Genomic DNA, 13,932 nt, shown 5'->3' with positions numbered 1-13,932 from the left:
AAATGATAAACTTATTTCGAATTCCATGAGAACGATCTCTATTTTTATCTTCCTCTATCTTCTATAGGATAGATCACAAGCTTAAAGGTGGAATACTCAATGAATGAACTGAAAACGATTTTGGTCGTGGATGACGATGAGAGCATTGTCGAGCTTATGAAGGATTTTTTGGAGCATGATAACTTTCAAGTCGAAACCGCCTGCGATGCGGCACAAGCGCTTGCCGAGTTCCGGCGGAGTGCGATTGACTGCATGATTGTTGACATCATGATGCCGGGACTGGATGGTTTTGAATTATGCAGGCGAATACGCGCGGAAAGCAGCGTTCCTATCCTGTTCTTGAGCGCGCGCAGTGATGATATAGACAAGATCCGAGGATTGACGCTGGGCGGCGACGATTATATTGTCAAAACGGCCTCCGTTGGGGAGATTGTTGCCAGGGTGAAAGCCGTATTGCGGCGTACCGGCCCTCAGCAGGTGGTCAGCAGAGCGATTCTGGACTATGGACGCCTTGCAATCAATCTATCCACGCGGGAAGTATCAGTAGAGGGGCAGAGCATCTCGCTGACACCTAAGGAATTTGAGCTGTTGAGACTGTTTGCCGAGCATCCGCGGCATGTTTTCTCGTATGATCAATTGCTTCAGAAATTCTGGGACGGCGTGGGCGATAAGCACACCATTCGCGTTCATCTTAGCCGGCTCCGGGAGAAGATCGAGGCTGATCCGAATCACCCTAAATACTTGATTAATGTGTGGGGCGTGGGCTACCGGTTCGAGGGAGGATGATATGAGGACTGTTCACATTCGTACATTCACAATGCTTGGCTTGTTATTCATACTTTTAGTGCCCTGGATCTTTTTCTTAACGGCACATTTCTTGCAAACAAACACTTTGAGCTTGGGCGGCAATCAGCTTCAAAAACAGAGGATACAAAAAAGAGTATCTGAGATAATCCATCTGATCGGAACTCATGCGGACAACTGGACGGATCCTATCTGGCAAAACGAGCTGCAAACTCTTTTACGGGAAGCGAAATTAGATGCGGTCATTCTGAATGCCTCTGATCAGGAAATTTACCGATCCCAGCCGGGACGAGAAAGGGCATGGCAATCGTCCGAACAGTTCTCCATGATCGGAGATGGTCAAGTGCTTGGCCGAGTCGTCATTTATCTGCCCAGTTCAAAAGCGGTTTCGATGATTGCGGTTGTTTCGGGGCTGTTGCTGGCTGTTATGATAGTCGCTGTCGCAATGCGGAGGCTGATTCTCAAACCCCTCGACAGAATGAGCAGGGCTGCCCGGCAACTGGCCTCCGGAGATTGGGAGATTCAGCAGCTGCCCTCATTCAGAATTACGGAAATTGCCGAAGTACGCAATGGTTTCGAAGTGATGGTGGAGGGACTGCAGCAATCTTTTCAGAAACAACTGGAAATGGAAGAAGAACGCCGATTCGTGATTGCTGCCGTCGCACATGATTTAAGGACACCGTTGTTTGCTTTGCGGGGTTATTTAGACGGCATAGAACAAGGCATTGCAGATTCCCCGGATAAATTGGCTAAATATTTGGCGGCCTGCAAGGAAAAATCAGCGCAGTTAGACAGGCTGGTCGAGGACCTGTTCACATTTACGAAGGTTGAATATCTGGAAGCGGAGCTGAACAGAAGCACGCTTGACCTAGGGTTTATTTTGCAAAAAGCGGTTGATAACCTAAGGCCGCTAGCCCAGCAAAAGGACATCTCTGTAATCATGAACTGTTCTGCAGATGATTTGCGCGTTATAGGCGATGCGCATTTATTGGAGAGAGCCTTAAACAATATTATGGATAATGCGGTTAGACATACACCTTCCGATGGTAAGATTCTCGTTCAATGCGAGAAGGATGAGCATAAAGTAATTTTTACGATTCATGATACAGGCCCAGGTTTTGCTTCAGATGAATTGGGGCATGTATTTGAACCGCTATATCGGGGAGAAGCCTCCAGAAATCGATCAACAGGAGGAGCCGGATTAGGGTTATCCATCTCACAGAGAATTATTAAGCAGCACGGAGGCGAGCTTGCCGCAGGCAACCATCCCGACCAGGGAGCCCTTCTGTCAGGCTGGATCCCTTCAGCAACCGCTTAATAGGATAAGGCCTATTAAGCGGTTTGCAATAGGGGACGCCTTTGCCGGGCGGCAAGACGTGAACTCCGCATCGTCATATCTACATCCGTTTGGCTTCCAGGCCTCCAGATTAGATCCCATAGACTTCGGCTAGTCCTGGGATGCCCAGCGTCCGATCTTTCATTCCGACAGCAAATAGAATCCTTTTGTAATCGGTGCTTTTGGAAAACTGCATGTTGATTCTCCTCCTTTCTTAAACAGAGCTGGGGCAGTTGGACCGGGAACGGCAGGAGTTTGTCGCTAACGTATCCCATGAATTCCAATCCCCGCTCACCTTAATGAAAGGCTTCTCCGCCATACTTCTTGGAGGGTCGCTTCAAGACTCGGAGCGCTCGCGAGCCCTTCAAATTATCATCCAGGAGAGTGAACGCTTATCGCGGTTAAGCGATAATTTACTCCGCTTGGCTGCGCTGGAATCGGAGAGATACGCGATTAATCCGGCATACTTCGACCTAGCTGAGCAGATTCGGAGAACAGTCCTCACCTTTGAGCCGCTTTGGTCGGATAAACAGCTCGAGGTAGAGATGATAGGGGCTCGAACGATGGTTTATGCGGATGAGGAGCTTCTGAACCAGGTGTGGATCAATCTTATGTCGAATGCGATTAAGTTCGCTCCTGCCGATGGAAGGATTATAATCGAGCTGCTGGCGGACAAGGATCAGGCAGAGATCCGTTTTTATGATAATGGCCCTGCAGTGCCGCCTGAAGATCGAGAGCGAATATTTAAGCGATTTTTCAAAGCGGATCGGGCTAGAGACCGAAATATAGAAGGCAATGGCTTAGGTTTGTCCATCGTCAAGAAAATCGTGGATTTTCACCAAGGGATCATATATATAGATTCAGAGAACGGGAACAGCAAAGCGTTTGTCGTCAAAATTCCTGTCATGCCAAGCCCTGCAACAGAGCCTACATAGAAGGTTAGGGGGGCTGCTGAAAGATGAAGAAGGCCAAAGCAATATAATTAAAATAAAGGACTATGAAAAGGGATATCACGAAAACTGTCGAATCTTTATATTACTATGAAAAAGGCTCCTGTTTTTATTGCTGTTGTACTCTTTATTTCAATTATAACGACTGGTCGTCTCCTTTGGATGGAGTTGTTCAAGCCGTCCGGGCAGCCCTATGCAGTGAACGGGCTGCTCGATTTGCAGAACTGGGAGGAGGCAGACTGGAAGACGGTAACGCTGGATGGGGAGTGGGAATTCTATCCGGGTGTTTTCTTGCTGTCCGCCGGATCCGATCAGGATTCGCCAGAGCACTCCCCCCAAGGAATAGAGGTTCCCTCGGACTGGAGCCCGCACTTACGGCCGGATGCACCGACTCCATATGGATTCGGAAGCTACCGGCTGCAGGTTCTGGTCAATTCCACAGATGAAGTATACAGCATCTATGTTCCGAGTATTCGCAGTGCATCCCAGCTGTACGTGAACGGGAAACTCATTGCCAGCTCCGGCGATCCCGCGACGAACGCAGAGGATTACAAGGCCCAAAATATTCCTTACATTGCGACCTTTAAGCCGGATGCACAAGGTATGATCGAGATCGTGATTCAGGCCGCGAACTTTACCGACCCGCGGGGCGGAGGAATGATCCGCTCGCTCAAATTTGGAACGAATGAGAACATTTATCGCGAGAAGCAGTATTCCTTGGCGGCTCAGCAGTTAACTGCAGCCGCTATGATTATTCATGCTGCTTATTTGCTGGTCTTCTATGTTATTGAGAAAAATAAGTTTTGGTTTTATTTTGCCCTGGCTTTATTGGTCTTCATGGTCATTCTCCTTAATAGCAGCGAAGATAAATTATTGCAGCAATGGCTATCGATATCATACGCCTGGAGCTTCAAGCTCTTGCTTTTTTGCCTTATAATTCTCTTTTATTCTATCCTGCAGATGGCGAGCATAGAGCTTCCGGAGGCGTGGCGAACCAAGATTCTGCGTGCGTACGGTGCTGCGGGGATCCTTGGACTGGGGCTGAGCGCCTGGCTGCCGACTCAAAATAATGAAACTATGCAGTATGTGATTTTCCTATGTTCTGTGCCGATTATTGTATTATTTATCATTTCCGTGCTTCGTATGGCGATGAGGGGCATCCGGAAAAGTTTGATACAATTTTTAGCTTTTTTAGCGTTTGTGAATCATATGATTTGGTGGACGGTTTATTTATTCACCGGAATTAAGGTCATTTTTTATCCGTTTGATCTTATTTTGGGCATGCTGCTGCTATCTTACATATGGATCAAGCGTCATTTTATATTGTACACGGAACAGAAAGAGCTGACTGAGAAGCTGGAGGAGATCAACAGGAAGAAGGACGAGTTCCTGGCAAGCACGTCTCATGAGCTCCGTAATCCGCTCCACAGCATGATCAATATTTCTCAGGTCGTGCTTGACCGGGAGCGAAATGCCATAAACGCCACAAGCATCCGGGAGATGGAAACGGTAATTCAAGTAGGGCAAAGAATGTCTCTCATGCTTAATGACCTGCTGGATACCGCCCGATTGAAGGATAGCAGCCTGCGGCTGGAGATCAATAGCGTTTCCTTGCAGCCGATTATTAGCGGAGTAATGGACATGATTAGGTTTATGACTGCCGGTAAGCCGATCGTGCTGACAAACCGGGTTCCGGAGCATTTTCCCAAAGTCCTTGCCGACGAGAATCGCCTGATTCAGATCCTGTTCAACCTGCTGCATAATGCGGTCAAATTTACGCATCAAGGCGAGGTATACGTAGAGGCTTACACCGATAAAGGACAGGTGTTTGTGATTGTAGCGGATAGTGGTGTCGGCATGGATAAAGAAACTCAGCAGCGGGTATTTGAGCCTTATGAGCAGGCTGGTTCAATGAACGGGTATGAAGGCGGATTTGGCCTGGGTCTAAGCGTATGCAGACAATTGATTGAATTGCACGGGGGAACCATTACCGTACAGTCGGCTCCCGCCAAGGGTTCAAAATTCACCTTTACGCTGAAGCTGGATGGAAGCTCGGAGATAAGGGCGATGCTGGGGGCTGCCAGCAGGAGTGCAGCAGACACAGTAAGCGCAGCAGACGCAGCAGACGCAGCAAATGCAGCAAATGCAGCAGATGCTTCAGATGCAGCAAATGCAGCAAATGCAGCAAATGCAGCAAATGCAGCAGATGCTTCCCAAGACCTGGCCGCAGCTGCGGCATTGCCAGAGCTTTACGAACATAAGGCCCAATTGCCGGAGCCAGGGCAGCTGCCCGTTAAGGACAAGCCGCGTATACTGGCTGTGGATGACGATGCTCTGAATTTGAATGTCCTGAGCTCCATTCTTTCTAACGAGGACTATATGACCGTAACGTGTACGAGCGGTGCTGAAGCCCTGGAGCTGATTCATATTCAGGAATGGGACTTAGTCCTTGCGGACATTATGATGCCCGGTATGTCAGGGTACGAATTGACCAGGAAGATCAGGGAACGGTATGGGGTATCCGAGCTGCCTGTGCTGCTGCTTACCGCCCGCAGCCGCCCGGAGGATATTGAGAAGGGATTCTGGGCAGGTGCGAATGATTATGTAACCAAGCCTGTTGATGCCAGGGCGCTTCGGGCCAGAGTTCGGGCCCTGACACGCTTGACCAGCTCGACCCGCGAACGTATTCGCATGGAGGCCGCTTGGCTGCAGGCGCAGATTGAACCGCATTTCTTCCTGAACACATTGAATTCTATTGCCGCATTGCATACGATCAACCCCGATTCGATGCTGCAGCTGATTGAACATTTTGGTGATTATTTGCGTGAAAAATTTAAGTTCCAGAATGTAGGGGAGCTTGTTCCTCTGCAGGATGAGCTAACGCTGGTGCGCTCCTATTTGTTTATCGAGCAGACGAGATTTGAGAACCGGCTTCAGGTTGAGTGGAAAATCGACAGCAATATTGAACTGCTGCGGATCCCGCCGTATTCAATCCAGCCTCTTGTGGAGAATGCGATCCGGCATGGGCTTATGAAGCGGGCCGCAGGCGGAACGGTGCGGATTACGCTGCGAAAGCAGGGAGACTTCGCGGAGATTTCCGTTTTCGACGATGGTGTCGGCATGGATGAAGCTGCCGTGTCCAAATTGCTGGAGGCGAATGCAGCCGGAGGGATTGCGCTGCGCAATGTGGATCTCCGCTTGAAGCGGCTGTACGGCGCTGGATTACAAATATCCAGCATTCCAGGCAAAGGGACGACAGTGTCATTTGTGGTATGTTAGATGAATTAGCTTAAGGGAGTATGAGTAAGTGAGACTAAGTAAGACTAAGTGAGACTAAGTAAGACTAAGTGAGACTAAGTAAGACTAAGTAAGACTAAGTTGGCGGGAATGTCCTCTTTTAGATCCATGGGTAAATAGAATTGATTCATAGTATATTGAATGTACAAAAGAAACCTCTCCTTTTGGAATGGCTGCTCGACACTTCCATTTCACCAAGGATTGGTTTCTTTTTGTTTAACAAAATGAAAAAGAGGGTCGCCCTTCAGTTATCTACGATGCCTATTGGGACAGTCTCTTCTCGCGCATAGAACGTACATTTGTCTTTAACACTGATGTGACCAAACAGGCTCTTCACCTCCCTTTACGCTGAGCATGAATTTACGGGTTTCTCGTTTTAGCCGAGCATGAATTGCGGACTACTCTTTCTAGCGAAGATAAATCGCAAAGACTTCTCGTCTAGCGAGCATAAAATCGCGGACTTCTCGTTCTAGCCAAGCACGAATCGCGGACTTCTCGTTCTAAATGGGTTTATAGTAGTTAATTTCTGCGGCAAAGACAGGAAAGCGGCTTTAAATGGATTTCATGTCGTTAGAAAAAGGGAACTGTCCACTATGGGCGGGATTCTTGATTTTAGGCACATAAAATCCACCTATTCCCCTAAAACATTCGTTTAGCGCAAAGTTAGATACATGATTTCCATTTATTGTTCGCTTTCGACAGCATATATAACAGAAGCCAAGGAATAGGGATTCGTGTTCGACAGCATATATAACAGAAGCCAAGGAATGGGGATTCGCGTTCGAGAGCTTACATAACAGAAGTCAAAGAATGGGGGCGCGTTCGACAGCTATACAACATAGGCCAAAGAAGGGGACTTTAGTGCTCGCTTTCGACAGCTTACATAAGATGAGCGAAAGAATGGAATGCAGGCAAGGAGAAATTGACTCCGCAAAAATAAATTCCGCAAAAATTGATTCTGCAGAAAACGGGTAGCTTTCTGAAAAAAGGGCGCCCTTCAGCCATCTATGATGGCTTCGTGGACAGCCCCGTTGCAGAAGGCCAGGCCATTAGCTCACCAGCTTCAAACCGATAATGGTGAAGATAATGCCTAGAATGCAAATGATTCTTAACGCATTTCGCGGCTCCTTAAAAAACAATATTCCCATCAAAGTAGAGCCCAGCGTGCCAATTCCCGTCCAAACCGCGTAAGCCGTCGATAGAGGGATATCCTTCATCGCATTGGTTAAAAAAGTAAAGCTGAGGATAAATCCGGCGAATAATATCAAGTTGTTAAGGATATTGCTCCGTTCAGCGACCCGCTTCACGCCGATGACACCGATAATTTCAAATAGCCCTGCGATAATCAAATAACCCCACGCCATTATGCCCCCTCCTTTTTCACGCCGCCGTCGGAAATTTTCAAACCAATGATGAATGCTGCCAATAGAAGGATCAACAGGATTTTGACCCATCTAAAGGGCTCTTGAAAATAAAACATGTCAACGAGTATGGTCCCGATTGTACCGATTCCGGTAAAAATGGCATATCCCGTTCCGATCGGAATGATCTTCGTGGCTCTGATCAATAGCTCGAAGCTAAGTAGAAGGGCAATTAAGGTAAAAATCCCCAGCGAATTGCTCTTAAGAGCTGAAGCCCAATAAATTTCTATGAGTCCCCCAGCAATCAAAAATAGCCACGCCATCCCCCTTGTTAAAGGCTGGCCTTGCTTTAGAATACTGCTTTTTTTATTTTGATCTGAAATCACAGTTCTCTCCCCCTTTTTTTTAGCACAGTTGTATTATTTAAAAACATACTACCACAATAAGTTTATTTAATACAAGTGTATTATTTAATTGCTAATGTTCTCTTTTTTGATTAAACTAAATTTATGCCAAAAATCGTAGATCATGAAGAACGACGGGAGCGCATTGCTAAGGCGATGTGGCAGGTCATTCTGGATAAAGGGATGGAAGGGGCGACGGTGCGTAATATTGCACAGGAGGCGGGGCTCTCGCTTGGAGCATTACGCCATTATTTTCAGAACCAGGATGATTTGCTTGTCTATGCGATGACGCTGGTCAAAGATAGAGCTACTGCGCGCATTGAAGCCATTATGAAGCGGGATTTGCCGCCGAAGGAAATGATCATGGCGATGCTTCTTGAAATGGTGCCGATTAATGAGGAAACGCGAATTGAAATGGATGTCTGGTTTGCCTTTGTGGCCCATGTGAAGCATCGGAAGGATGCGGTCGGACTAATTAATGACGGGCTGTATGAGGCGTTCCGAAAAATGGTCGGTTATTTGCATTCAACAGGGTGGTTGAAGGAAGGCTTAAGCCTTGAGTTGGAAATTGAGCGGCTGCACGCTTTGATTGACGGGATAGCCATGCATGCATTGCTCGACCCTGAGCGGGTGAACCGCAGCCGTGTCATCGACGTGATTCGCTACCACCTCGATTCGATTTGCCGAGCCTGAGGAAGGCTTCGCGCGGGGGCAGCTTGGCGCGAGCTGCGCTGCCATGCTTTATCATGAGTTATATATTATCGAGAGCTTCAAAGACGGCCTATCTCTCCAAAGCTTAGAAATTAAATTGACTCAGGTTGAAATTAAATGGGAACTGGGAAGCGGTTAAATTATAGGAATCTTATACGTAGAAATCAGTGAAGCCGTTTCATAGATGCATAACCTGTATAAGCACCCCTAAAGGTGCCTTATCATTAGGCTTCAAGCTCAAATAAAGGGCTCTTCTTGCGGGCTAATACCAATGACGGGAGGACAAGCAGCAGCGTGATCGAGCCGTATACTCCGAGGATATATGCCGTCTTATAATCAGTTCCCAGGACGTTGCGTGCAAGCAAGGTAATCAGGTGAATGAACAGGTTGGTAAAACAGAGAGCATAGCTGCGGAACATCCAATTCCGGTGGCGATTCAGGTTGTCCTTCTTAATATAGTACAGCGCGATGACGACCATGCCGGGCCAGATGATGTTCAGTAAATTGAAAGGGATGCTGGTCATTTTTCCGCCCGTTGCATATGGCGCCATATAACCGGACGTAAGGCAGACCATAAAGATGGAGGCGAAGTAGGCGTAACCATTGATTCTATGGAAGCGGTGAAAGCGGTTGAAGACGTAGCTGGAGAAGTTTATGATCCCCGCGGCCATCGCCAAGCAAGCGAAGATGACATGAACATACATGACGTTCAGCCAAACTGGCAGCTGCAAGGGCCTTTTAAGATTGGTTTTATGACTTAGAAAGCCCGCAGCTTGCGGATCGTAAATAAAATTGTAATATACGACATAAAGGATAAAGGCGAACGTTACCAACGCGAGAGAATACAGCGTTCTCTTTTTCAGCATATCAAATTGACCTCACAGCGGCATTCTAGTTATATATGTACAATTTCAATATGATAACGCATCGGGAAGAATTTAACAACAGACATAAAGACGGGATCGTGCCGCTCCACTTTATGATGGATAAGCGGCATGATCCCGTTTCTCGTTTCTTGTTTCAGCTGCTGTTTATTTATAAGGATCGATCGTCTGGATCGTTCCGTCCTCGTTGTATTTGATTTCCGTGAATTTTACACTGCGTTTGTTGTCTGCGCCGCCGGACAAAGAGCTGTCGTGATAGAACAGATACCATTTATCCTTGAACTGCACGATGGAATGATGCGTCGTCCAGCCAAGGACAGGAGTTAGGATAGTCCCTTTATAAACGTAAGGACCCATTGGGTTTTTGCTCATGGCATATACGATTTTATGCGTAGTCCCGGTTGAATAGGACAGGTAGTAATACCCGTTGTATTTATGAACCCATGGACCTTCAAAGAATCTTCTGTCCTCATCGCCGGCGAGCAGCGGGTTGCCATCCTCGTCTACGATGGAGATCTCTACCGGCGTCTCCTTGAAGGTTAGCATATCCTCGCTTAGCTCGGCTGCTCTTGGCCCAAGCGCAGGCTCGTTTGCAGCAGGTCCTTCCGCGTCTGGCTTAAAGGTGCCGGTCTGCCACTTCTCCAGCTGTCCGCCCCACAGACCGCCGAAATAAATGTAGGCCTTGTCGTCCTCGTCAACCAGCACGGCTGGATCGATGCTGTAGCTGCCCGGCATATAATCCGGCTGCGGCGTAAATGGCCCGGCAGGGGAAGAGCTGGTAGCTACGCCGAGTCTGAAGATCCCGTCATGATCCCGGGCAGGGAAGAACAAATAGTAGGTATTGTTCTTATAGGCCGCATCGGGAGCCCATAGCTGCTGCTTGGCCCATGGAATATCGCGTAAATGCAGGACCTCGCCATGGTCGACGCAAGGAGAATTCTCATCCTCCATCGATAGAACATGGTAATCCTCCATATCGTATTGGTCTCCGTTGTCATTGGATTCCATTTCATGATCGAGATCATGCGAAGGGTAAATGTACAGCTTGCCCTCAAATACATGGGCCGAAGGGTCTGCGGTATAAATATGAGTCACTAAAGGCTCGTTTTGTTTCACTGGCTTGGTCATTGAGATTTCCTCCTTGGTTGCGTCCTTTAAAAAATACTGCCGTTAGCCTTATTTTATCAAAATGTCGGCTGAAGCAGACCTGGAGAATGTTTTGTTTTTCACCAAAAAACTTTAGTTAATTCCGAAATTGCTGTATAAAGCTAACAAAGGAAATATTGATGCCCAAACGACTGAATGATATAAATGTATTGAATACATTAATGCATTTAATCTGAAGCACACGGCAAGGAGCGAGTTTGATGTGTCCTACTTTATCGCGTGAGAATTATTTTCTGACGGTGATCAACGAAGCCAAGCGGCATGAAATGCAGAGCGGAGGCCTGGAACAGGAGATGAGAGAAGTTCTGCTGACTCTTGCTGAATCGGTTCGTTCCAATCAGGTCATTTCAAGGAACTTGCTGCACAGGGTAAATCAAATATTCGAAGCGTATCAAGCGATCCGCTTAAAGGTGAGCCTCGTTTCAAAGATGGAGGATCTATTCGTCGAAGAACACAAGACCGAGCGAGCCCAGCGGCAAATTGTGCTGCATACGGAGTTTGTGGACAAACCGGATCAATTGAAACGGAGATACATGGAGGCGATCATCAGCCTGCTTGAAGCCATAGAGAAAAATCCGTCGCTGAATTTGCTAACCTGCATCCATTGCGGGGATTGGTATATTCCTTATCCGCGTGCTAAAGTAGCTAAATTTTGCAGCTCAAATTGCCGGAATCGCCATCATTACATTCTTCGGAAAACTAAAGATGCAGGCTCCGATGGGAAAGCAAGCGGCGATGAATTAATGAAAATGAAATAAGACTAAGGAGAAATGACCATGATCACATTAAAATCGGATAGAGAAATACAACTGATGCATGAATCAGGAAAGCTGTTGGCGGCCTGTCATAAAGAAATAGCGAAAATGATTGAGCCGGGGATTTCCACTTTGGAAATAGATCATTTTGTAGAAAAATACTTAAAAAAACATGGCGCAACTGCTGAACAGAAAGGGTATAAGGGTTATCCATTTGCCACTTGCGCATCGATTAACGATGAAATTTGCCACGGCTATCCTCGGAAAGCTCCGTTAAAGCATGGCGATATTGTCACGATTGACTTTGTTGTCAATTTAAATGGCAGCCTGGCCGACTCTGCCTGGAGCTATGCAGTGGGACCTGTTTCGAACGAGGCAAGAGAATTATTGGAAGTGACGGAGAGCTGTTTGTATAAAGGGATCGAGCAGGCTTGTATTGGCAATCGCATCGGGGATATCGGCCACGCCATTCAGACTTATGCGGAATCCAAAGGCTTCTCGGTCGTCAAAGATTTCACCGGTCATGGCATTGGAGCCACCATTCACGAAGAGCCGCAAATTCCCCATTATGGATCCCCGGGAAGAGGAGTAAGACTTAAAGAAGGCATGGTGATTACTATCGAGCCTATGATCAATGAAGGCTTATGGCAGAGCCAAATGGATGCGAACGGATGGACGGCTAGAACCGTCGATGGCAAATTATCGGCACAGTATGAACATACGATTGCTATAACTAAGAACGGCCCGCTTATTTTAACACAGCAATAACTCTGTTAGTGGACGATCATGACAATAAGGGAGAGTGTATCGTATTTATGAAACCGCGAATAACTGTTCTCACGTTAGGCGTTGACGACCTGGAAAGGTCGCTGCAATTTTATCGGGACGGGCTCGGCTTTCCGACAGAAGGCATTGTCGGGCAGGAGTTTGAGCATGGCGCCGTGGCTTTTTTTGAGCTGCAGGCCGGCTTGAAGCTGGCCATTTGGAGCCGCAAGGATATTGCACACGAGGCCAAGGTGCCGCTGGCGGCTTCCAGCTCGACCGAAATGACGATTGGCCACAACGTGGGCAGCAAGGAAGAGGTGGACCACGTCATTGAACAGGCTCTGGCGGCTGGGGCAACCGTCACAGACCCGCCGCATGATACCTTCTGGGGCGGATACTCGGCTCATTTTCTGGATCCGGACGGCCACTTATGGGAGGTTGTCTGGAATCCGGCATGGGACATCGTGGAGGAATCTTAGCACTATACGGATTTAAGTGATCGTATTATGTTTAGCTATGGAAAATCATTAGGGCAGCCACATTACCCATGCTGGATCCTGGAAGGAGGGAGTGTACAGTGATTAACCTATTCAGTCAAATTCCTGGGTATGAGTCGTGGACATCGATGAGAGAGATTCATGCAGGCTGGTCGAGCGACAAAAAATACTATGTCCGGACGCATGACGATAGGAAGCTGCTGCTTAGATTGGCGGATAGAATGCAATATGAGCGGAAAAGGCAGGAGTTCGAAGCTGTAAGGCTGCTGGAGCAACTGGATGTTCTCATGTCTCGTCCCGTGGATTTCGGGATCTGCAATCAGGGTCAATCCGTATATTCCTTGTTCACTTGGGTCGAAGGAGAGGATGCAGCCGAAGCTATGACCAGGTTGAATCCAGCAGATCAATATCGGCTTGGTGTAAAATCGGGAGAAATCCTAAGAGCTATGCATGAATTTCCAGCGCCAAGCCACACCCCGTCCTGGGCAGAGCGTTATAATGCCAAGATTGATAAATATATCGCGAATTACAGGGCCAGCGGGCTTCATTTAAAGGGAGCGGACAAAGTCCTTAACTATATCGAAGGCCATCGATATTTGCTAGATCAGCGGCCGTTGACGTTTCAGCATGGCGACTATCATATCGGCAATATGGTGATTACTGATTCCGGCGAGCTTGGCATCATCGATTTCAACAGGCTTGATTACGGCGATCCTTGGGAGGAGTTCAACCGGATTACCTGGTGTGCCTTCCAGAGTGCGTCGTTCGCGTCGGGCCGCATTCACGGGTATTTTCATAACGAAGTGCCCGATACATTTTTTAAATTAATGGCATTATATATCGCGAGCAACCAGATTTCATCTATTCACTGGGCCATTCCCTTTGGTGAAGCAGAAGTAGCGCTTATGCTGGAACGAGCGGAGAAGGTGCTGGCATGGTATAACGATTTTGAAGCGCATGTACCGGGCTGGTATCTGCCTAAAGGGGAGATGGAACTGTAG

13 protein-coding genes are annotated in these 13,932 nt (G+C 47.6%); 9 read left to right on the top strand and 4 right to left on the bottom strand.

All coding sequences use genetic code 11. The features are described 5' to 3' along the window. The first annotated feature begins 99 nt into the window (after positions 1-99). The 4 genes from BN2762_RS20755 to BN2762_RS20740 all read left to right on the top strand — a co-directional run bounded on the left by BN2762_RS20755 (position 100) and on the right by BN2762_RS20740 (position 6,369). The gene (locus BN2762_RS20755) at positions 100-786 is read left to right on the top strand and encodes a response regulator transcription factor (RefSeq protein WP_055108770.1); all 687 of its coding nucleotides are present in this window, start codon (positions 100-102) and stop codon (positions 784-786) included. Between the two features lies 1 nt (position 787). Further along, on the top strand, positions 788-2,122 hold the full coding sequence (locus BN2762_RS20750) for a sensor histidine kinase (protein ID WP_055108769.1): 1,335 nt from the start codon (positions 788-790) through the stop codon (positions 2,120-2,122). A gap of 251 nt (positions 2,123-2,373) precedes the next feature. After that, positions 2,374-3,075: a sensor histidine kinase gene (locus BN2762_RS20745; protein WP_055108768.1), complete on the top strand. Its 702-nt coding sequence runs from the start codon at positions 2,374-2,376 to the stop codon at positions 3,073-3,075. Between the two features lie 177 nt (positions 3,076-3,252). Further along, on the top strand, positions 3,253-6,369 hold the full coding sequence (locus BN2762_RS20740; RefSeq protein ID WP_187386566.1) for a hybrid sensor histidine kinase/response regulator: 3,117 nt from the start codon (positions 3,253-3,255) through the stop codon (positions 6,367-6,369). Positions 6,370-7,436: 1,067 nt separating this feature from the next. Here the strand turns inward: BN2762_RS20740 and BN2762_RS20735 are convergent. Both BN2762_RS20735 and BN2762_RS20730 read right to left on the bottom strand, forming a co-directional pair. Beyond that, positions 7,437-7,751, bottom strand: coding sequence for a DMT family transporter (locus tag BN2762_RS20735; protein ID WP_055108766.1), 315 nt, complete (start codon positions 7,749-7,751; stop codon positions 7,437-7,439). Next, positions 7,751-8,071, bottom strand: a complete 321-nt coding sequence (locus tag BN2762_RS20730; RefSeq protein WP_055110262.1) for a DMT family transporter — start codon at positions 8,069-8,071, stop codon at positions 7,751-7,753. The genes BN2762_RS20735 and BN2762_RS20730 overlap by 1 nt, the downstream gene beginning before the upstream one ends. Before the next feature lie 186 nt (positions 8,072-8,257). On the opposite strand from BN2762_RS20730, the gene BN2762_RS20725 reads away from it, so the two are divergent. Then, positions 8,258-8,845 carry a TetR/AcrR family transcriptional regulator gene (locus BN2762_RS20725; RefSeq protein WP_055108765.1) on the top strand — a complete coding sequence of 196 codons (588 nt, stop codon included), beginning with the start codon at positions 8,258-8,260 and terminating at the stop codon, positions 8,843-8,845. A 242-nt stretch (positions 8,846-9,087) separates the two neighbouring features. Here the strand turns inward: BN2762_RS20725 and BN2762_RS20720 are convergent, their stop codons facing one another. Further along, positions 9,088-9,729 (bottom strand): DUF2306 domain-containing protein, encoded by a 642-nt coding sequence (locus BN2762_RS20720; RefSeq protein ID WP_055108764.1) that lies wholly within the window; start codon positions 9,727-9,729, stop codon positions 9,088-9,090. A gap of 165 nt (positions 9,730-9,894) precedes the next feature. Beyond that, complete coding sequence (locus BN2762_RS20715) at positions 9,895-10,875, bottom strand: glycoside hydrolase family 43 protein (RefSeq protein ID WP_055108763.1); 981 nt, start codon at positions 10,873-10,875, stop codon at positions 9,895-9,897. Positions 10,876-11,114: 239 nt separating this feature from the next. On the opposite strand from BN2762_RS20715, the gene BN2762_RS20710 reads away from it, so the two are divergent. The 4 genes from BN2762_RS20710 (at position 11,115) to BN2762_RS20695 (ending at position 13,932) form a co-directional block, all read left to right on the top strand. Continuing rightward, complete coding sequence (locus BN2762_RS20710; RefSeq protein WP_055108762.1) at positions 11,115-11,672, top strand: hypothetical protein; 558 nt, start codon at positions 11,115-11,117, stop codon at positions 11,670-11,672. A gap of 18 nt (positions 11,673-11,690) precedes the next feature. Next, positions 11,691-12,437: a type I methionyl aminopeptidase gene (map, locus tag BN2762_RS20705; protein ID WP_055108761.1), complete on the top strand. Its 747-nt coding sequence runs from the start codon at positions 11,691-11,693 to the stop codon at positions 12,435-12,437. A 47-nt stretch (positions 12,438-12,484) separates the two neighbouring features. Further along, positions 12,485-12,913 carry a VOC family protein gene (locus BN2762_RS20700; protein ID WP_055108760.1) on the top strand — a complete coding sequence of 143 codons (429 nt, stop codon included), beginning with the start codon at positions 12,485-12,487 and terminating at the stop codon, positions 12,911-12,913. A gap of 98 nt (positions 12,914-13,011) precedes the next feature. After that, on the top strand, positions 13,012-13,932 hold the full coding sequence (locus BN2762_RS20695) for an aminoglycoside phosphotransferase family protein (RefSeq protein WP_230202557.1): 921 nt from the start codon (positions 13,012-13,014) through the stop codon (positions 13,930-13,932).

The sequence above is a fragment of the Paenibacillus ihumii genome (assembly GCF_001403875.1).
Taxonomy (GTDB): domain Bacteria; phylum Bacillota; class Bacilli; order Paenibacillales; family Paenibacillaceae; genus Fontibacillus; species Fontibacillus ihumii.
Note: the sequence above shows the minus strand (reverse complement) of the source record. Positions and strands in the feature narration are given on the sequence as shown.